This window comes from Stenotrophomonas sp. S41 (assembly GCF_016624625.1).
Taxonomy (GTDB): domain Bacteria; phylum Pseudomonadota; class Gammaproteobacteria; order Xanthomonadales; family Xanthomonadaceae; genus Stenotrophomonas.
This window is the reverse complement of sequence record NZ_JACVTV010000084.1, coordinates 1-19811: the sequence shown is the minus strand read 5'-3', so window position 1 is coordinate 19811 and position 19811 is coordinate 1. Positions and strand designations below refer to the sequence as shown.

The window sequence follows — 19811 nt, the reverse complement described above, 5'->3', positions numbered from 1 at the left end:
GCCGAAAAGGCCCCCGCCGCCCCCGTGAACGCCGAGAACCGCAGCCACGACGAAAGCTCGTACGCCGAGCCGGACAAGGTCGTCATCAAGGACATCGCGCTGGATCTGAAGCTGGACTTCGACCAGAAGCAGATCGGCGGCACCGCGACCTACACCCTGGAATGGAAGCAGAAGGACGCCCAGCAGCTGGTGCTCGACACCCGTGAGCTGAGCGTGTCCAAGGTCGAGGCCATCGGCGCCGATGGCGCACGCAGCGAACTGAAGTTCGCCCTGGCCCCGGTCGACAAGGTGTTCGGCAGCAAGCTGACCATTGAAGCGCCGGAACAGCCGGCCAAGGTCGAAGTGACCTACCACACCGCACCGACCGCCTCGGGCCTGCAGTGGCTGGAGCCGTCGATGACCGAGGGCAAGAAGCTGCCCTTCATGTTCAGCCAGTCGCAGGCCATCCACGCCCGTTCCTGGGTGCCGCTGCAGGACACCCCCAGCGTGCGCTTCACCTACAGCGCGCACGTGACCTCGCGCCCGGACGTGATGGTGCTGATGAGCGCCGACAACGACCCGAAGGCCGCGCGTGACGGTGACTACACCTTCAAGATGCCGCAGCCGATCCCGTCCTACCTGCTGGCCATCGCCGCCGGTGACCTGGTGTTCGAGCCGATTTCCGGCCGCTCCGGCGTCTGGGCCGAGCCGACCATGGTCAACAAGGCTGCCAAGGAATTCGAAGACACCGAGAAGATGATCGGTGCCGCCGAAAAGCTGTACGGCGAATACCGCTGGGGCCGCTACGACATGCTGGTGCTGCCGCCGTCGTTCCCGTTCGGCGGCATGGAAAACCCGCGCCTGACCTTCGCCACCCCGACCGTGATCGTCGGCGACAAGTCGCTGGTCTCGCTGGTCGCCCACGAACTGGCGCACAGCTGGTCGGGCAACCTGGTGACCAACGCCAGCTGGAAGGACATCTGGCTCAATGAAGGCTTCACCACCTACGTCCAGGGCCGCATCACCGAAGCCCTGTACGGCAAGGAGATGGCCGAGATGGAGAAGCAGATCGACCAGACCGACCTGCTGGCCGAAGTGAAGGACATGAGCCCGGCCGACCAGGCCCTGGCCCTGCCGCCGCTGAACGAGCGTGACCCCGACGAAGCCCTGAGCCAGGTCGCCTACGTCAAGGGTTCGTGGTTCCTGGAGTTCCTGGAACAGCGCTTCGGCCGCGAGACCTTCGATCCGTTCCTGCGTGGCTGGTTCGATGACCATGCCTTCCAGAGCGCCAACACCGACCAGTTCGTCGACTACCTGAAGAAGAACCTGCTGCCGAAGAACCCCTCGGCGGTGAGCGAGGCCGAGCTGAAGGCATGGCTGGACGAGCCGGGCATCCCGTCGTTCGCCACCAAGGCACAGTCGCGCAACTTCAGCAGCGTCGATGCTGCGCGCATCGCGTTCTCCGGCGCGGGCAGCCTGCCGGCCAACCAGGTCACCGCCGAGTGGGGCACCCAGGAATGGGTCCGCTTCATCGACGGCCTGGGCACCACCCTGCCGCTGGACAAGCTGGCCGCGCTGGACAAGGCGTACCACTTCACCGGCACCGCCAACGGCGAAATCGCCATGCGCTGGTACCCGCTGGCCATCCGCAGTGGCTACGAGCAGGCCAATGATGCGGCCGCGGCGTTCATCGAACGCGTCGGCCGTCGCAAGCTGATCATGCCGATCTACGCCGAACTGGTGAAGACCCCGAAGGGTCTGGAGCTGGCCAAGGCGGCCTTCGAGAAGGCCAAGCCGGGCTACCACCCGATCACCACCGCCTCGGTGCAGGATCTGCTGGCCAAGGCTGAAGCCAAGTAAGAAAAACGCGCCGGGCATCCCCCGGCGCTTTTTTGTAGAGTCGAGCCATGCTCGACTGCTGTTGGACGGCCAGTCGAGCGTGGCTCGACTCTACAGAAAGGCACCCGCAAAGGACTTCCGCATGAAACGTCTGATCCTGATCACCGCCTGCGCCTTGGCCCTGGCCGCCTGCAGCAACCCCGAGGAAGAGCGCAAGGCGCAGGAAGCCGCTGCTGCCGCCGCCCAGGCGCAGAAGGAAGCCAAGGCCGAGGACGTCGCCAAGCAGTACGACGCAGCCGTGGCCGCGCAGGACTGGGAACGCGCGCGCATCCACGGCGGTTCACTGCTGGACCAGTACAAGGACACCGCCGCGGCCGAGCGCATCGCCGCCGGCTTCGATGAAGTGAAGGCCAAGGGCGATGCCGCGCGCGACCTGCGCCGCATGCAGGCGCTGTGGCAGTACAACGAGATTCCGGTCGGCAGCAAGGGCAAGCAGGTCTCGGCCACCATCTACAGCAAGGAGCGGGTGGACGTGGACGGCAGCGGCGCCAAGCCGGTGCAGCTGGTGTTCCGCGACCATCCCGAATGGAAGCGGCATGCCTACCTGGTGCTGCAGGCCGGTGATTTCCGCTGCCCGCAGTGCACGGTGAAGGTGACCGTGGACGATGGCAAGCCGACCTCGATGGCGGCCTGGCGGCCGAAGACCGACGAGGCCATCGCCATGTTCATCACCGACCAGAAGGCGCTGTGGAAGCTGGCGCAGAAGGGCAAGTCGATCAGCATCGAGTTCCCGGTGAAGGCCGGTGGCACCCGCACGGCCGTGTTCGAGACCGGCGGCGTGGACACCAGCCGCATGCCGCAGTGGTGGAAGTGACGGCCACCGCCGTGGTCGCGACGGCGCTGTCGGCCGTGCGCCACTGGGTGTTCGACATGGATGGCACGCTGACCGTGGCCATGCATGATTTCGAGCGCATCAAGCGCGAGCTGGGCATCCCGCCCAGCGCGGACATCCTCGTGCACCTGGCGGGCCTGCCGGGTGCGGAGGCGGCGCGGAAGCATGCCTGGCTGCTGGCTCACGAGCGTGACCTGGCCGAAGGCGCGCTGCCGGCGCCCGGCGCGGTCGAGCTGCTGCGCGCGCTGGCCGCAGCCGGTTGCCAGCTGGGCATCCTGACCCGCAACGACCATGCGCTGGCCAAGCTGACGCTGGATGCGATCGGGGTAGGGGATCTGTTTGATGATCGCTGCATCATCGGTCGCGATGAAGCGGTGCCGAAGCCGTCACCCGACGGCGTGCAGCAGCATCTGCGGCGCTGGGGCATCGGTGCCGACGCAGCGGTGATGGTGGGCGACCACGCCTACGACCTGGACTGCGGCCGCGCCGCCGGAGCGCACACCGTGCTGGTCAACCTGCCCGACAACCCGTGGCCGGGCCGCGCGGATTGGCATTTCGCCGATTGCCGCGCGTTGTTGGCCGCCTGGCAACAGAACGGGTAGCGCCGGGCCATGCCCGGCGGGTAGTGCCGGCCGCTGGCCGGCAGTGTCGACCAAGGTCGACACCTACCAGGGCAGTTCCAGATAACGCGTCGGGTGGAGAGCCCCCTTGTTGTTCAAGGGGGCGCGCCGAAGGCGCGGGGATAAGGTGAAATGCGCGGGCAGTTCGGCTTACGCGCCCAGCGCGTAACCGAACTGCTGCTTGAACTGGTCGTGGAACTCTTCAAACGTGAAGCGCTGGTTCTGCGTGCCCGGGTGCTCGACCTTCAGCGCGCCCATCAGGTTGGCCATGCGGCCGATGGTCAGCCAGTCGTAGCCCTTCTCGATGCCGTAGATCAGGCCGGCGCGGAAGGCGTCGCCACAACCGGTCGGGTCGACCACGCGGCGCTCGTGCGCCGGCGGGATGTCGTAGCTCTTTTCCGGGGTGTGGATGACCGCGCCCTTCGGGCCACGGGTGGTGATGTAGGCCTTCACCCGGCTCACGATCTGCTTCTCGTCCCAGCCGGTGCGTTCCTGCAGCAGGTTCGACTCGTAGTCGTTGACCACCACGTAGTCGGCCTGCTCGATGAAATCGCGCAGCTCCGGCCCGTTGAACAGCGGCAGCGCCTGGCCCGGGTCGAAGATGAAGGGGATGCCGCATTCCAGGAACTCGGCCGCGTTCTGGATCATGCCGTCACGGCCGTCCGGCGCAACGATGCCGAAAGTGACGCCCGGCACGTCCTTCACGTGGTTCTCGTGCGAACGCATCATCGCGCCCGGATGGAACGCGGTGATCTGGTTGTTGTCGTGATCGGTGGTGATGAAGCACTGCGGGGTGAACATGTCTTCCAGCACGCGGACCTGGCTCAGGTCGATGTCCATGCGCTCGAAGTGCTCACGGTACGGAGCGAAATCCTGGCCGACGGTGCCCATCGGGATCGGGCTGCCGCCCAGCAGCTTCAGGTTGTAGGCGATGTTGCCGGCGCAGCCGCCCAGTTCGCGACGCATGCGCGGGACCAGGAAGGACACGTTCAGGATGTGCACCTTGTCCGGGAGGATGTGATTCTTGAACTGGTCCGGGAACACCATGATGGTGTCGAAGGCAAGAGAACCACAGATCAGAGCGGACATCGATGTAAGCCTATGCGGTGAATTTTGGGGGTGGCCAGCCGGCATCGGCCAGCAAGCAAATGGCGCCCTTGGGCGCCCGACGGCGCAAAGGTTACCTGCTGGTGCCGCTCAGGGCCAGAACCGGGTGATGCCCGATCAGGCCGAAACCCAGCCAAGTCGCGGGTTCAGCTAGTTTTTTCCTTGCTCGCCGGGAAGCGGGTTGCTAGGCTTGTCGGCCTCGAATTCTGCCCATTTTTTCGCCATCCCGCGGCGGGCACGACACCCCTCAGGACTCCTTCCTCAGATGTTCAAGAAACTCCGTGGCATGTTCTCCAACGACCTGTCCATCGACCTGGGCACGGCCAACACCCTTATTTACGTGCGTGGGCAGGGTATCGTTCTGAACGAGCCGTCGGTCGTGGCCGTGCGCCAGGACCGTGCCATCGGTGGTACCCGCTCGGTGGCAGCCGTAGGCGCCGAAGCCAAGCAGATGCTGGGCCGTACCCCGGGCCACATCACCACCATCCGCCCGATGAAGGACGGCGTCATCGCCGACTTCACCTACACCGAGGCGATGCTCAAGCACTTCATCAAGAAGGTGCACAAGTCCCGCGTGCTGCGCCCGAGCCCGCGCGTGCTGGTCTGCGTGCCGGCCGGTTCGACCCAGGTCGAGCGCCGCGCCATCCGCGAATCGGCCGAGGAAGCCGGTGCCCGCGACGTGTTCCTGATCGAAGAGCCCATGGCCGCCGCGATCGGCGCCGGCATGCCGGTCACCGAAGCGCGCGGTTCGATGGTCATCGACATCGGCGGCGGCACCACCGAAGTGGCGGTGATCTCGCTGAACGGCATCGTCTATTCGGCCTCGGTGCGCATCGGTGGCGACCGCTTCGACGAGTCGATCACCAACTACGTGCGCCGCAACCACGGCATGCTGATCGGTGAAGCCACCGCCGAGCGCATCAAGGTCGAGCTGGGCTGCGCCTACCCGCAGGCGGAAGTGATCGAGATGGAAATCTCCGGCCGCAACCTCGCCGAGGGCGTGCCGAAGATGATCAAGATCAGCTCCAACGAAGTGCTGGAGGCCCTGCACGAGCCGCTGTCGGGCATCGTCAGCGCAGTCAAGCTGGCTCTGGAGCAGACCCCGCCGGAACTGTGCGCCGACGTCGCCGAGCGCGGCATCGTGCTGACCGGTGGTGGCGCCCTGCTGCGCGACCTGGACCGCCTGATCTCCGAGGAGACCGGCCTGCACGTGCAGGTGGCCGACGACCCGCTGACCTGCGTGGCCCGCGGTGGCGGTCGTGCGCTGGAACTGGTCGACATGCACGGCAACGAGTTCTTTGCGCCGGACTGAGGCCTGCCGCCTGGTCGTTCCTGCAGCGCCCTTCCGGGGTGTGGCCCGCTGCTGCGGGCCAGCACCGGTGGGGCGCCGCCGTGTTTCCCCTTCGCCCTTTGCTGGTTGAACTGTTGCCGTGCCGCCTTACGCCGGTCCTCCCGTAGCCTCCCGATCCGGTGACGCCGCCAGTCCGCTGCGACTGCTCGCCTACCTGGCCATGGCCATCATCCTGATCGTGCTGGACGACCAGGCCGGTTGGCTGGCGCGCGTGCGCGCCCAGGCCGACACGCTGGTGCAGCCGGTGTGGGCGCTGGCCGGCCTGCCGGGCAAGCTCAGCAACCAGGTGCGCGACAACGCGGCCAGCCATGGCCAGCTGGTGGCCGAGACCCGCGAACTGCGCAACCAGCTGCTGCTGGCCAATGCGCGCCTGACCCGCCTGCAGACCGCCGCGCTGGACAATGCCCAGCTGCGCGAACTGCTGAACGTGGCCGAGCGCAGTGGCCTGGACGTGCAGCTGGCGCCGATCCTCGATATCGACTTGGACCCGGTCAAGCAGCGCCTGGTGCTCGATGCCGGCAGCCGCGATGGCGTGCACGTGGGGCAGGCGGTGATCGATGCCGGTGGCCTGATGGGGCAGGTGATCAGCACCACCGGTGGCACCTCCACCGTGCTGCTGCTGACCGACCCGGACCATGCGGTGCCGGTGACCGTGGCCCGCAACGGCGTGCGCCTGATCGTCTACGGCCGCGGCGACACCCTGCAGCTGCGCGACATTCCGTTGAGCGCGGGCGTGGAAGTGGGCGATGAGATCGTCACCTCCGGCCTGGGCGGGCGGTTCCCGCCGGGCTTCCCGGTCGGCACCATCACCGCACTGCGCCCCGACGACACCCACGCCTTCCTGGTGGGCGAAATGAAGCCTGCCGCCCAGCTCGACCGCGGCCGCGACGTACTGCTGCTGCGCCCGGGTGCGGCAATTCGCTTGCCTGCGGCAGGCGAATTGCCTCAGCCAAGTTTGCCTTTGGCAAACCAGGCTGCCGGGGGGGCATCCCACCTTACCCCCGCGCCGTCGGCGCGCCCCCCTCAACAAGAGGGGGGCTCTGCCCCAGCCAGCTCCCCGGTAGTGCCGGCCGCTGGCCGGCAACCGCAACAACAACCGCAACCCACCCCGCAGGAGCCCGCACGATGAGCCGCCTGCGCGACAACCCCTGGGTGCTGCCGGCGAGCCTGGTCGTGGCCCTGCTGCTGGGCCTGCTGCCGCTGCCCGCGCTGCTGCAGCCGCTGCGCCCGTACTGGCTGGCGCTGGTGCTGGCGTACTGGGTCATCGAGGCCCCCGAGCGCGTGGGCCTGGGCATCGCCTTCACCAGCGGCGTCATCGCCGACCTGCTGTATGGCGGCGTGCTCGGCGAACAGGCCATGCGCCTGGTGATGCTGGCCTTCATCCTGCAGCGCTTCCGCGCCCGCATCCGTTTCTTCCCGATGTCGCAGCAGATGCTGGCCATCGGCGGCCTGCTGTTCAATGACCGCATCGTCAGCGCGCTGGTGCACATCCTGGTGGGTGAACCGACCCTGCCGTGGTCGTACTGGTGGGCACCGCTGCTGGGCATGGGCCTGTGGCCGCTGGTGTTCGTGCTGCTCGACGCCGTGCGTTTCGGCAAGCGCGGGCGCTGAGCCATGATCCCGCGTCGCCAGGTCAAGAACCCGCACGCCGAAGCCGAACAGTTCCGCCGCCGCGCGGCGCTGGGCTTCCTCGGCGTGCTGGTCTGCCTGCTGGGCCTGGGCGGCTGGTACTTCAAGCTGCAGGTGCTGGACCACGATATCTACGCCACGCGCTCGGAGGCCAACCGCATCAAGCCGCGGCCGGTCGTGCCCGGGCGCGGCATGATCTACGACCGCAACGGCCGCCTGCTGGCCGAGAACGTGCCAGCCTTCCGCCTGGACGTGACCCCGGACAAGGTCAAGGACATGGACGCCACCCTGGACGGGCTGGCGAAGATCATCAGCATAAGCCCCGAAGAGCTGGAAGCGTTCAACAAATCGCGCAAGGCGCGCCGCAAGTTCCTGCCGGTCACCCTCAAGCTGCGCATGACCGATGAGGAAATGGCGCGCTTCGCGGTGGACCGCTGGCGCTTCCCGGGCGTGGAGCTGGAACCCTACCTGACCCGTCGCTATCCCTATGGCGACCTGTTCGCGCACATCATCGGCTACGTCGGCCGGGTCGATGACAAGGATCTGGAGATCCTCGGCGAGGGCAACGCGGCGCTCACCCACATCGGCAAATCGGGCCTGGAGCGCTATTACGAGCAGCAGTTGCGCGGCAAGGTCGGCTACGAGCAGGTCGAGACCAACGTGCAGGGCCGCGCCATCCGCACCATCGGCCGGGTGGCCGCGCAGTCCGGCGCCGACCTGCGCCTGTCCATCGATGCCGACCTGCAACGTGCGCTGGTAGCTGCCTTCGGTGACCAGGAAGGTTCGGCCGTGGCGATGGACCCGCGCACCGGTGAAGTGCTGGCGATGGTCAGCCTGCCGTCGTACGACCCCAACCTGTTCGTCAACGGCATCTCGCATGCCGATTTCAAGGCGCTGAACGACAACCCGTCGCGGCCGCAGTTCAACCGCCTGGTGCTGGGTGGCGTCGCCCCCGGTTCCACTCTGAAGCCGCTGATCGGCCTGGCTGGCCTCGATTCGGGTGTGCGCCGGCCCGAAGACAAGGTGCTGTCCACCGGCATGTTCTACCTGCCGGGCACCTCGCGCGGCTGGGGCGATTCGCACCGCGGCGGCCATGGCTGGACGGACCTGCGCAAATCCATCGCGCAGTCGGTCAACACCTATTACTACAAGCTGGCGCTGGACCTGGGCATTGAGCGCTTCGACCATTACATGGAGTACTACGGCTTCGGCCAGCCGACCGGTATCGACCTGACCGGCGAGATCGGCGGCATCCTGCCGTCGCCGGCCTACAAGCGCAAAAGCCGCAAGGAAGCCTGGTACCCGGGCGACACCGTCAACATCAGCATCGGCCAGGGCGACTGGAAGGTCACCCCGCTGCAGCTGGCGCGCGGCGTCAGTGCGCTGGCCAATGGCCAGCTGCGCACCCCGCACCTGGTCATCCAGCAGCGCGCCGGTTTCGACCACGACTGGGTCGCCACCGAGCAGGGCCCGAGCAAGCCGGTCAGCCCCAACCCGAACAATGTGCAGGCCGTGCGCGAAGGCATGATGGCCACGATGCAGCCCGGCGGCAGCGCCGCGCGCATGGCCGTGGGCGCGCCGTACGTCATGGCCGGCAAGACCGGTACCGCGCAGGTGGTCAGCCGCAAGGGCACGGCCGCAGTGAACCCGAAGAGCCTGCCGATGCACCTGCGCCACCGCGCGCTGTTCGTCGGCTTCGCGCCGGTCGAGCAGCCGGTCATCGCCCTGGCCATCGCCGTCGAAGGCGGTGGCTACGGTGGTTCGGCCGCCGCGCCGATCGCGCGCAAGGTGTTCGACGCCTACCTGCTGGGCAAGATGCCCGAGGGCATGCAGCCGCTGGACGCCGAGCGCGGCACCACCGTCATCGGCGTGACCGCGTTCGACAATGAAGATGCCAACGCGCGTCCGGCCGGCGACACCGCCGCCGCGCAGCTGGGCGAACACCCGGTGCTGGTCGGCATGCCCGCGCCGGAACCGGCGCCCGCCCCGGGCCCGGGGGCACCTGCCGCACCCGCCGCCGCGTTGCCCGCCAGCCCCCGTTCGACCCCCGCGGAGCCTGCACGATGAGTGACTTCCTGCGCTGGGCCGGCGACATGCTGCGCCGCTTCTTCAGCACCCTGGACTGGGTGCTGTGCCTGGCCCTCGGCGCGCTGATGCTGATCGGCCTGGCCACGCTGAAGAGCGCCGGCGGCGACAGCCTGGTGATGGCGCAGGGCGCGCGTTTCGTGGTCGGCATGGCCGCCCTGTGGGGCATCTCGCGCGTGCCGATCCTGCGCATCCGCTCGGCGACCCCGCTCATCTACGCGATCTCGATGATCCCGCTGCTGGCGGTGTTCGTGCTGGGCACCGGCAAATACGGCCGGCAGTGGCTGGACCTGAAGTTCTTCTACCTGCAGCCGGCCGAGCTGCTGAAGGTCAGCCTGCCGATGATGGTGGCCTGGTACCTGCACCGCATGCCGCTGCCGCCGCGCTTCAATACCGTGCTGGTGGCGATGGTCATCATCGGCGTGCCGACCGGCCTGGTGATGCTGCAGCCGGACTTCGGTACCGGCGTGCTGATCGCCGCCAGTGGCGTGTTCGTGCTGCTGCTGGCCGGCCTGCCGTGGTGGTGGGTGGGCCTGGGCGTGGGCGGCGTGGCCGCGGTCGCGCCGCTGGCCTGGTTCTGGCTGCTGCGGCCGTACCAGAAGGACCGCATCATGATGTTCCTCGACCCGGAGATGGACGCGCTGGGCGCGGGCTGGAACATCATCCAGTCGAAGATCGCGATCGGTTCGGGCGGCTTCGATGGCAAGGGCTGGGGCGAGGGCTCGCAGTCGCACCTGAACTTCATTCCCGAACAGACCACCGACTTCGCGTTCTCGGTGCTGAGCGAGGAATTCGGCTGGATGGGCGTGGCCCTGGTGCTGACCCTGTACCTGGTGGTGATCGGGCGCTGCCTGTGGATCGCCAGCCAGTCGCGCGATTCGTACTCGCGCCTGCTGGCCGGCGCCACCGGCCTGGCCTTCTTCGTCTACGTGCTGGTGAACGGCGGGATGATTTCCGGCCTGCTGCCGGTGGTGGGCGTGCCGATGCCGCTGATCAGCTACGGCGGCACCTCGGCGGTTTCGCTGCTGGCCGGCTTCGGCCTGGTAATGGCCGTACGCAGCCACAACCCGGTGCACGGCGGCTACGGCTGACCACGGCTCCGCCGCCTTCGTAGAGTCGAGCTTGCTCGACTGCTCTGCGCGAAAAGCAGTCGAGCAAGCTCGACTCTACGGACAGCCAAAGCGTGCATCCGGCGGCATCGGCAAGCTTCGCGCAAGCGCCGCCCGCTACCCTGCCTGCGTGGAATGCAAACGTGTACTCGGCATCTGCCGCGAGGCGGTGCGTACGATCGATCTGCCGCTGCTGGTTGCGTTGCTGCTGTTGATGGCAGCCGGCCTGGCCGTGCTGCACAGCGTGTCGGGCCCGGTCAGCGGGCAGGCCGCGCGCTTTGCCGGTGGGCTGGTGGCGATGTGGCTGCTGTCGCGGGTGTCACTGCTGCGCCTGCGCGCGTGGACCCCGGCCCTGTACGCGCTGTCGATGCTGCCGTTGATGGCGGTGTACGTGATCGGGACCGGCAAGTACGGCCAACGCTGGCTCAACCTGGGCGTGTTCTACCTGCAACCGTCCGAGCTGCTCAAACTCAGCCTGCCGCTGATGATGGCCTGGTACCTGCATCGGCAGCCGCTGCCGCCGTCGCCACGCTCGGTGCTCACGGCCGCGGCGCTGATCGGCGTCCCCGCGGTGCTCATCCTGCTGCAGCCCAACCTGGGCACGGCCACCCTGGTGACAGCCAGCGGCGTGTTCGCGCTGCTGCTGGCCGGCCTGCACTGGGGCTGGGTGGCGACCGGCCTGGCCAGTGTGGCGATGGCCGCGCCGCTGGCCTGGTTCGGCCTGCTGCGGCAGTACCAGAAGGATCGCGTACTGACCTTCCTCGACCCCGCCGCCGATCCGCTCGGCACCGGCTGGAACATCCTGCAGTCACGCATCGCCATTGGTTCGGGCGGATGGGAAGGCCGCGGCTGGGGCAACGGCACGCAGGCCACCCTGGATTTCCTGCCCGAGTACACCACCGACTTCGCGTTCTCAGTGCTGAGCGAAGAGTTCGGCTGGATCGGCGTGGCGACGATGTTCGCGCTGTACCTGTTCGTGGTCGGGCGCTGCCTGTGGATTGCCGTGCACGCGCGCGACACGCATGCGCGCTTGCTGGCCGGCAGCCTGGGCCTGGCGTTCTTTGTCTATGTTCTGGTGAATGGCGGAATGATTTCCGGCCTGCTGCCGGTGGTGGGCATCCCGATGCCGCTGGTCAGCTACGGCGGCACTTCGGCCGTTTCGCTGCTGGCGGGGATCGGCCTGGTGATGGCAGTGCGCGTGCACAACCCGATACACGCTGGTTACGGCTGACCACGGAATCGGGGTCGGATCCCTCCTCGCAGAGGAGGGCTCTGACCCCATTGCGTGAAAAGCAGCCGAGCATGGGCTCGGCGCTACAGCAAAGCGCAGACGCGCACGCCACACACCACCAACCGAACCTCCCCGCCGACGAAGTTCCATAAAAAGTGCGTACCAATTCACACTTTGACGCAGCGTTGATCCGGATCAATGGACTTGTCGCAATCGGCCTGCACAATGGCGGCCCGTTCGGCACGGCGCGCCGTCTGAAGATGCAGCGCGAGGGGGCGTCGGGCGGGAAAGCTGTACTGATCCAACGGATACAGGGAGCGCGGGGCACTGTCACTGGGGAGCGACAGCCGCGCAGGTATCGACAGGATCCGGTCGCCGGTTGCGCCTGCGGGGATGGGGGCGCAACCGGCAACCTCTGCCTGAATGGGGCAGGGTAATCACGACGCCTTCACATTTCCCGCTGAACGCGGGCAAATCGTTGTGATTCATGGTGTTAGGGGTTTTAATTCATCCATGACCTGCTAACCTGCGACGATGATTCGACGCTCCCTGGCCTGCTTGCTCACCCTCGGTCTGGTCGCCTGCGCGACCCAGCCGACGTCCCCGCCGACTTCACCCCAGGCCAGCAGCACGCCGCGCCATCCGGCCGGCAAGCCCCAGCAGGGCCCTGCCGAAGCCGCCCCGGAAGCGACCGCGGCTACTGCGCCGCCGGTCGACCTGACCCCGGTGCCGTTCGAGACCGCCCGCGCCAACTTCATCGCCGATACCGCCAAGCGTTATGGCCTGGCGCCGGCCGAGATCGCCCGCGTGCTCGACCAGGCGCAGGTGCGCCAGCCGATCATCGCGGCCATGTCGCGGCCGGCCGAGCGGGTCAAGCCGTGGAACGAATACCGGCCGATGTTCATCAGCAAGGCCCGCATCGATGGTGGTCGCGCCTTCCTGGCCGAGCACCGCGCCGAACTGGACCGCGTGCAGCAGCGCACCGGCGTGCCGGCCGAAGTGATCGTGGCCATCATCGGCGTGGAAACCAGCTACGGAAAGAACGCCGGCAGCCACCGCGTGCTCGATGCGCTGTACACGCTGGCCTTCTATTACCCGCGCAGCGGCGATCCGGCCAAGCTGGAACGCGAAGTGCGCCGCGAGCTGTTCTTCCGCGATGAACTGGCCAAGCTGTTCGAGCTGGGCCGCGAAGAGAAGCTGGACATCACCACGCTCAAGGGCAGCTATGCCGGTGCGATGGGCATGGGCCAGTTCATGCCCTCCAGCTACCTGGATTACGCCGTCGACGGCAACGGCGATGGCCGCCGCGATCTGTTCACCAGCTACGACGACGTGTTCTCGTCCATCGCCAACTACTTCGTGAAGAAGGGCGGCTGGGTGCGCGGCGGCCAGGTGGCGGTGCCGGCCACGCTGGCGCCGGGACGCGAGGAATTCAATCCGACCGAGTGGATGCCCACCTGGTCGCTGGCCGATCTGGCCCAGCGCGGCTACCAGCCCAGCGCGCCGGTGCAGCCGGGTGCCACCGCCACGCCGATCACGCTTGAAGGCAGTACCGGCAAGCAGTACTGGCTGGGCTTCCAGAACTACTACGCGATCACCCGCTACAACCTCTCGAAGATGTACGCGATGGCCGTGTTCCAGTTGTCGCAGGCCATTGCCGGACAGGAGCTGCCCCCGGCATGAACATCAGATGGCTGGTCCCCGGAATCGTCGTGCTGGCGCTGGCAGCCTGCAGCAGCGCACCGAACAAACCCAGTGCCGGCCATGGCGGCAAGGCGCCCAGCACGGTGGTGCAGGGCAAGGGCGGGCGCCCAGCGCACTGCCCGGACGGTTCGCCGTATGCGGCCGCCACCGAGGACCTCGCCACCCGCGGCAACTACACCGCCGGCGGCCTGTACAAGCCGGGGGTGAAGGACACCACGCCCAGCTACGTGCCGAACGTGGCCTGCATTCCCGAGCCGGAAGTGACTGCGGTCGAGCGCTCGGTCATCGGCAACAAATCGCCCTACGTGGTGCTGGGCAAGTCGTACAACGTGCTCGACGACACCCATGACTATGTCGAGCGCGGCACCGCCTCGTACTACGGCGCCAAGTTCCACGGCCGCCTGACCTCCAACCGCGAGGTCTACGACATGTACCAGTTCACCGCCGCGCACAAAACGCTGCCGCTGCCCAGCTTCGCCCGCGTGACCAACCTGGACAACGGCGAGTCGGTGATCGTGCGCGTCAACGATCGTGGCCCGTTCCACGATGGCCGCGTGGTAGACCTCAGCTACGCCGCCGCCGTGCGCCTGGGCATCACCCAGCGCGGCACCGGCAACGTTGAAGTGCGCGCGCTGCAGCCGGGCGAGGGCAACCTGCTGGCGCAGAAGCCGTCGCGCCGCGAGCGCCGTGCGGCCGAAGCCGCCGCAGCTGCCACGACCGTTGCGGCCGCACGCCCGGCCGCGGCTACGCGTGCCGCCGCGCCCAGCGATATCGACCGTCTGGTCCAGCGCCTGCCCGCCGATGGCACGCCGGCCCGCGGCCAGCCCGCCACCACCCAGGCCGCCAGCAGCGCCCTGCCCGAAGTGGCGGTCAGCAGCCTGCCGCCGAGTGCCGCGCCGGTGCGCAGCGCCGCCACCGCTCCGGTGGCCGTGGCCGCCGCCGCCCCGCGTGCGGGCACGCCGACGGTCCGCAGCACGCCGGCCGCCACCCCGTCGCCGACGCTGTCGCAGCAGGTGGTGGGCGCGGTCATGGTGCAGGTGGCCAGCTTCTCCAGCCGCGACAACGCCACCCGCGCGATGGGCCAGCTCAACGCCGCCGGCATCGTCGGCGCGACCATCAGCGACATCGCCGCCGGTGGCCGTACCCTGTTCCGCCTGCGCGTACCGGCCAGCGACCATGCCAGCGCCGCGGAACTTGTCGGCCGCATCGCAGGTCTCGGCCTGGGTTCGCCGCAGATCGTGAAGGATTGATCCGCCCGGGCCGGTGCTGCCGGCCCCTGTCACACCGGCCGTACAATGGTCGTTCGAACCACCCTCCATTCTGGCCGTCTCCTGGAGCCTGCAGTCCAATGAATTTCCGTTCCGCCGCCACCGCCCTGGCCGCCACCCTGGTGGTTGGCCTGGCTTCCGCCCAGACGCCGCTGCCGACCCCGGCGGCCCCGGCGCCCGCTGCTGCCGCCGCCCCGGCGGTCGTCGCCACGCCGCCGGCCCCGGTGCCGAGCACGTCCAAGGCCTGGATCCTGATGGATTACGCCACCGGCCAGATGCTGGCGGGCGAGAACGTCCATGAACAGCTGGCCCCGGCCAGCATCACCAAGGTGATGACCTCCTATGTGGTCGCCGCCGAGGTCAAGAACGGCAAGGTCCGCGCCGACGACCAGGTGATGATGAGCGAGCGCGCCTGGCGCGAAGGCGGCGCCGGCACCGACGGCAGCTACAGCGGCTTCCCGGTCAACCAGACCGCGCGCCTGGAAGACATGGAAAAGGGCATGGCGATCCAGTCCGGCAACGACGCCGCGATCGCCCTGGCCGAGCACGTGGCCGGCAGCGAGGAAGCGTTTGCTTCGCTGATGAACAGCTACGCCGCCAAGCTGGGCATGAAGGATTCGCACTTCGTCAACGCCCACGGCCTGAGCGCCGAAGGCCACCACAGCACCGCCTACGACCTGGCGCTGCTGGGCCGCGCGATGGTGCGTGACTACCCGGAAACCTACGCCTACAACAAGGTGAAGGATTTCCAGGTCGGCAACATCAAGCAGCAGAACCGCAACCTGCTGCTGTGGCGCGATGGCAGCGTGGACGGCATCAAGACCGGCCACACCTCCGAAGCCGGCTACTGCCTGATGAGCTCGGCCCAGCGTGGCGACCAGCGCCTGATCGCCGTGGTGCTGGGTGGTTCGTCGGAAAAGCAGCGCGCCGATGACAGCCTGGCCCTGCTCAACTGGGGCTTCCGCTTCTTCGAAACCCACCGCCTGTACGAGCCGGGCAAGGCCGTGGCCGAGCACAAGGTGTGGAAGGGTGCCACCGACAAGGTGCAGCTGGGCGTGGCCCAGCCGATGCTGGTGAGCGTGCCGCGCGGTCGCTACAACGACCTGAAGCCGAGCATCGACGTGCCCAAGACCCTGGAAGCACCGTTCACCGCCGGCCAGCAGATCGGCACCGTCAAGGTGACCCTGGATGGCAAGGTCGTGGCCGAAGCCCCGCTGGTGGCCGTGGCCGCCGTCGAGCAGGCCGGCTTCTTCAAGCGCCTGTGGGACAGCTTCTGGATGTGGTGGGAATCGGAATGATCCACGCCCCGGCGTGGTGAATGAAAAGGCCGGCGAAAGCCGGCCTTTTTTGTGGAATCCCGCCGGGCATGGCCCGGCGCTACCGATTACATCGAGCGGCTCAACCGGTGTGCCGACCAACGGTCGGCACCTACCCGCTTCACCATCAGCCTTACATCGAACGGCTGATGGTGAAGCTGCCGAACACCGGTGCTTCGCGCTGGCCGTTGAACTCGCGGGTGCTGTGGTAACGCGCCATCGCGAACTTCCAGCGGCCGCGCATCACCGCGATGCCGTAGCCGCCGTAGGCCACCACGTGGCGCTTGTCGACGCTGTGGCTGTCGCGGAAGGTGTTGCCGTCCAGGGTGATATCGCGGATCACCCACGCCGCATCGGTGGTGGCGAACAGGTGCCACGACCAGCCGCTGGGCTTGCCGCCGCGGGTCGGCGCAGTGTTTTCACCGGCCGGGCGCAGCGGGGTGCTGCCGAAGTCGTCGGGCAGCTTCCAGCCGAAGCGCACTTCACCACCGAAGTTGGCCTTGGTTTCCAGGTTGCCGATCGAGCCGCCGTAGTGGCTGATCGCATCCCAGCCCCAGCCACCGGCGTTGACGCTGGCATCGCCCGGCCAGCGGCGCATGCGCTCGTGGGTGTACATCACCACCGGCTCGTTGTGCAGCTGGTTGTCCCAGCCCTGGAATTTCTCGTCGCCCAGCAGGTCGTGCACCGCGTTCTGCACCTGCTTGCCCTGCGCCCACGGGCCGACCACGCCCAGGGTCAGCAGGGTGGTCTGCAGGCGGTCGCCACGGCGGGCGTTGTAGCCAAAGCTGGCCACCAGCACGCCGGCATACGGCCGGTCATCCTCGATCAGGTCCTTGCGGGTGAAGTCGGTGGGCGTATAGATGCCCTGGCCGAGGCTGAAGATCATGTTCTGCTGCTCGAACTCACCCGGGTGCAGGCGCTCGAGGTGGCGGTTCACCCAGCGGGCCAGCCGCGGCAGGCAGGGATCATCGGTGTAGTCCACGAGGTTGGGCGAGACCAGGGTCAGCTGGGCGCCGTTGGTATAGCCCTGGTCCTGGTCCTTGGCGCCGAACAGGTCGTTGTCGACACGGAAATTGACCTGCGGCGGGTGTTCGCGCATCGCATCCGGGCCGCACTGCTGGGCGGCATGGGCAGTGAGGGGCAGGGCGGCGGCCGCCAGCAGGCCGGTCAGGCCGAGGGTGGCGGCTGTACGCATGGATGGAATGATCATCGGGTCGTTGGCGTGTGAAGGTCGGTTTATGCAACAACAGACTACTCCCGTCCCCGTGACGGAACGAGCCGTCCGCCTTCACTTGTCTGTTCCGTAAAACGCACTTGTCCTCCCAGCAAAACCGGTCGCCGCTCCGGCGCAGGCTGAACCGGTCCGCAGCCTGCAACGCAGCAGCCTGCCCGTGCGCCGTTTGACGTTGATGAATACTCTTGGGTTTGTTGCCCTGCGGCCCGATAATGGGTCCATGGAAATCAAGTCCGACAACCCCGAACACGGCTTCCAGTTCCCCGGTCAGTTCGAGCTCAGCGCGATGGGCCCGGCCAACCGCGGTCTGGAACAAGAACTCCCCCGCCTGCTGATCTCCGCTGGCGTCGACGTGGTGAACGAGCGCATCAGCTGGAAGCATTCGTCCAACGGCAAGTACGTCTCGGTGCGCCTGGTATTCCGGGCCGAGAACCGCGAGCAGTACGACGTGGCCCACCAGGCCCTGCGTGACCACCCGGAAGTGAAGTGGACGGTGTAGCCACCAGCTGCGCGGCCGAGCCTGCCCCCGGGCAGCGTCCGGCCCGCCCTGCGGTGGTGCGCGACCTCGGTCGCCAGGCCTATGAACCGGTCTGGCGCGCCATGCAGCGCTTCACCGATCAGCGTACCGACGACGACGCCGACGAACTGTGGGTGGTCGAACACGATCCGGTGTTCACCCTCGGCCAGGCCGGCAAGGACGAACACGTGCTGGCGCCGGGCGATATCCCGGTGCTGCACGTCGACCGCGGCGGCCAGGTGACCTACCACGGCCCGGGCCAGATCGTGGTCTACCCGCTGCTCCGCCTGCCGCGGCTGGGCATCGGCGTGCGCGACTATGTCTGCCGCATCGAACAGGCTCTGATCGACACCCTCGGCGAATGGAACATCGGTGCCGAGCGCCGTGACGGTGCGCCGGGCGTCTACGTGGGCGATGCGAAGATCGCCGCCCTCGGCATCCGCGTCCGCCGCGGCTGCACCTTCCACGGTCTGGCCTTCAATGTGTCGATGGACCTGGAACCCTTCCACCGCATCAACCCCTGTGGCTACCAGGGGCTGCAGGTGACCTCGGTGGTAGACTTGGGAGGCCCGTCCGGGATGGACGCCGTCAAGCCGGTGCTGCTGGACCATCTGGCCCGCCAGTTTGGCCTTCTGCTGCAGCCCACGCCCGAACTGCCCGATCTTTCTGCGGCCGCCTGACCGCCCCCCGGAACTGCCATGACTGAGACCACCGCCCGCACCATTCCCCTGCAGATCGTGCAGGCCGAGCTTCCGTCCGCCGCGCCGCTGCAGGTGGGCGTCAAGCAGATGGGCGGGGACAAGATCAACCGTTCGCCGGTGCAGTTCGCCGACGCACCGGTGCTGCGCAAGCCGTCCTGGATCCGCGTGCGCATTCCTTCCGGCAATGCCGTGCAGAACCTGAAGGCCAAGCTGCGCGAGAACCGCCTGGTGACCGTGTGCGAGGAAGCCAGCTGCCCGAACATCCACGAATGTTTCAGCCACGGCACCGCCACCTTCATGATCCTGGGCGAGGTCTGCACCCGTCGCTGCTCGTTCTGCGACGTGGCCCACGGCCGCCCGAAGCCGCCGGATGCCAACGAGCCGGCCACCCTCGGCCAGACCGTGGCCGACATGGGCCTGAAGTACGTGGTGGTGACCAGCGTCGACCGCGATGACCTGCGCGACGGCGGTGCCCAGCACTTCGTCGACTGCATCACCGCCATCCGCGAGAAGTCGCCGGGCACCCGCATCGAAGTGCTGACCCCGGACTTCCGTGGCAAGGGCCGCATGGAGCGCGCGCTGGAGATCCTGGCGCAGAATCCGCCGGACGTGTTCAACCACAACATCGAAACCGTACCGGACCTGTACCGCAACGTGCGCCCGGGTGCGGATTACCAGTGGTCGCTGACCCTGCTGAAGAACTTCAAGGCGCAGCACCCGTCGGTGCCGACCAAGAGCGGCATCATGCTGGGCCTGGGCGAGGAGTTCGAGCAGATCAAGGCCACCATGCGCGACCTGCGTGCGCACGACGTGGACATGATCACCATCGGCCAGTACCTGCAGCCGACCGCGCATCACCACCCGGTGCTGAAGTACTGGACCCCCGAGGACTACAAGGCGCTGGAAGACTACGGCTACGAGCTGGGCTTCAGCCACGTGGCCTCCGGCCCGATGGTGCGCTCGTCGTACCACGCCGACGTCCAGGCCAAGGGCGCAGGGGTTTCCTGAGGTAGGTGCGGACCGTTGGTCCGCACGCTTCCGCCGGGCATGGCCCGGCGCTACCGCTGGGTGCGGACCTCTTCCCCGGTGGGGGGGGGGGGGGGGGGGGGGCGGCGCGCGCGGGGGGGGGGGGGGGGGCGGCCGCGGCGGGGGCGGGGGGCGGGGGCGGGGGGGGGGGGGCGGGGGGCGCGCCGCTGGCCTGGTTCTGGCTGCTGCGGCCGTACCAGAAG

At 67.9% G+C, this 19811-nt stretch carries 17 protein-coding genes; 15 read left to right on the top strand and 2 right to left on the bottom strand.

Features of this window, described 5'->3' with window-relative positions; genetic code table 11:
• From IAE56_RS15730 to IAE56_RS15720, 3 genes are all read left to right on the top strand, one after another.
• Positions 1 to 1839: M1 family metallopeptidase (locus tag IAE56_RS15730; RefSeq protein ID WP_234456123.1), on the top strand; the 1839-nt coding region annotated here is incomplete at its 5' end.
• A 121-nt stretch (positions 1840 to 1960) separates the two neighbouring features.
• On the top strand, positions 1961 to 2692 hold the full coding sequence (locus IAE56_RS15725) for a hypothetical protein (RefSeq protein WP_200753166.1): 732 nt from the start codon (positions 1961 to 1963) through the stop codon (positions 2690 to 2692).
• Positions 2689 to 3312, top strand: a complete 624-nt coding sequence (locus IAE56_RS15720) for an HAD family hydrolase (protein WP_325167197.1) — start codon at positions 2689 to 2691, stop codon at positions 3310 to 3312. The genes IAE56_RS15725 and IAE56_RS15720 overlap by 4 nt, the downstream gene beginning before the upstream one ends.
• Before the next feature lie 168 nt (positions 3313 to 3480).
• Here the strand turns inward: IAE56_RS15720 and IAE56_RS15715 are convergent, their stop codons facing one another.
• Positions 3481 to 4419 carry a carbohydrate kinase family protein gene (locus tag IAE56_RS15715; protein ID WP_079223403.1) on the bottom strand — a complete coding sequence of 313 codons (939 nt, stop codon included), beginning with the start codon at positions 4417 to 4419 and terminating at the stop codon, positions 3481 to 3483.
• Positions 4420 to 4702: 283 nt separating this feature from the next.
• Between IAE56_RS15715 and IAE56_RS15710 the strand changes: the two genes are divergently transcribed.
• The 9 genes from IAE56_RS15710 to IAE56_RS15670 all read left to right on the top strand — a co-directional run bounded on the left by IAE56_RS15710 (position 4703) and on the right by IAE56_RS15670 (position 16112).
• Complete coding sequence (locus IAE56_RS15710) at positions 4703 to 5749, top strand: rod shape-determining protein (protein ID WP_079223402.1); 1047 nt, start codon at positions 4703 to 4705, stop codon at positions 5747 to 5749.
• Positions 5750 to 5867: 118 nt separating this feature from the next.
• Positions 5868 to 6917, top strand: a complete 1050-nt coding sequence (mreC, locus tag IAE56_RS15705) for a rod shape-determining protein MreC (RefSeq protein ID WP_108770039.1) — start codon at positions 5868 to 5870, stop codon at positions 6915 to 6917.
• Positions 6914 to 7399 (top strand): rod shape-determining protein MreD, encoded by a 486-nt coding sequence (mreD, locus tag IAE56_RS15700; protein ID WP_079223400.1) that lies wholly within the window; start codon positions 6914 to 6916, stop codon positions 7397 to 7399. The genes mreC and mreD overlap by 4 nt, the downstream gene beginning before the upstream one ends.
• Before the next feature lie 3 nt (positions 7400 to 7402).
• Positions 7403 to 9484, top strand: coding sequence for a penicillin-binding protein 2 (mrdA, locus tag IAE56_RS15695; protein WP_108770037.1), 2082 nt, complete (start codon positions 7403 to 7405; stop codon positions 9482 to 9484).
• Positions 9481 to 10593, top strand: coding sequence for a rod shape-determining protein RodA (gene rodA / locus IAE56_RS15690; protein ID WP_108770036.1), 1113 nt, complete (start codon positions 9481 to 9483; stop codon positions 10591 to 10593). The genes mrdA and rodA (IAE56_RS15690) overlap by 4 nt, the downstream gene beginning before the upstream one ends.
• A 148-nt stretch (positions 10594 to 10741) precedes the next feature.
• A complete protein-coding gene (gene rodA, locus IAE56_RS15685) occupies positions 10742 to 11842 on the top strand; it encodes a rod shape-determining protein RodA (protein WP_200753165.1) in 1101 nt (366 codons plus the stop codon).
• 534 nt (positions 11843 to 12376) lie between these two features.
• Positions 12377 to 13525 carry a lytic murein transglycosylase B gene (mltB, locus tag IAE56_RS15680; protein ID WP_108770034.1) on the top strand — a complete coding sequence of 383 codons (1149 nt, stop codon included), beginning with the start codon at positions 12377 to 12379 and terminating at the stop codon, positions 13523 to 13525.
• Positions 13522 to 14796, top strand: a complete 1275-nt coding sequence (locus tag IAE56_RS15675; RefSeq protein WP_200753164.1) for a septal ring lytic transglycosylase RlpA family protein — start codon at positions 13522 to 13524, stop codon at positions 14794 to 14796. The genes mltB and IAE56_RS15675 overlap by 4 nt, the downstream gene beginning before the upstream one ends.
• Before the next feature lie 98 nt (positions 14797 to 14894).
• Positions 14895 to 16112 (top strand): D-alanyl-D-alanine carboxypeptidase family protein, encoded by a 1218-nt coding sequence (locus IAE56_RS15670; RefSeq protein WP_200753163.1) that lies wholly within the window; start codon positions 14895 to 14897, stop codon positions 16110 to 16112.
• Between the two features lie 151 nt (positions 16113 to 16263).
• Here IAE56_RS15670 and IAE56_RS15665 read toward each other — a convergent pair whose 3' ends face one another.
• Complete coding sequence (locus IAE56_RS15665; protein ID WP_234456122.1) at positions 16264 to 17325, bottom strand: lipid A deacylase LpxR family protein; 1062 nt, start codon at positions 17323 to 17325, stop codon at positions 16264 to 16266.
• A gap of 259 nt (positions 17326 to 17584) precedes the next feature.
• On the opposite strand from IAE56_RS15665, the gene IAE56_RS15660 reads away from it, so the two are divergent.
• From IAE56_RS15660 to lipA, 3 genes are read left to right on the top strand one after another with little or no spacing between them, the layout of a single operon-like run.
• Complete coding sequence (locus tag IAE56_RS15660) at positions 17585 to 17863, top strand: YbeD family protein (protein WP_150453134.1); 279 nt, start codon at positions 17585 to 17587, stop codon at positions 17861 to 17863.
• Positions 17851 to 18561 (top strand): lipoyl(octanoyl) transferase LipB, encoded by a 711-nt coding sequence (gene lipB / locus IAE56_RS15655; protein WP_079223387.1) that lies wholly within the window; start codon positions 17851 to 17853, stop codon positions 18559 to 18561. Before IAE56_RS15660 ends, lipB begins: the two co-directional genes overlap by 13 nt.
• A gap of 18 nt (positions 18562 to 18579) precedes the next feature.
• Complete coding sequence (gene lipA, locus IAE56_RS15650; RefSeq protein WP_108770029.1) at positions 18580 to 19590, top strand: lipoyl synthase; 1011 nt, start codon at positions 18580 to 18582, stop codon at positions 19588 to 19590.
• Positions 19591 to 19811 lie beyond the last annotated feature (221 nt).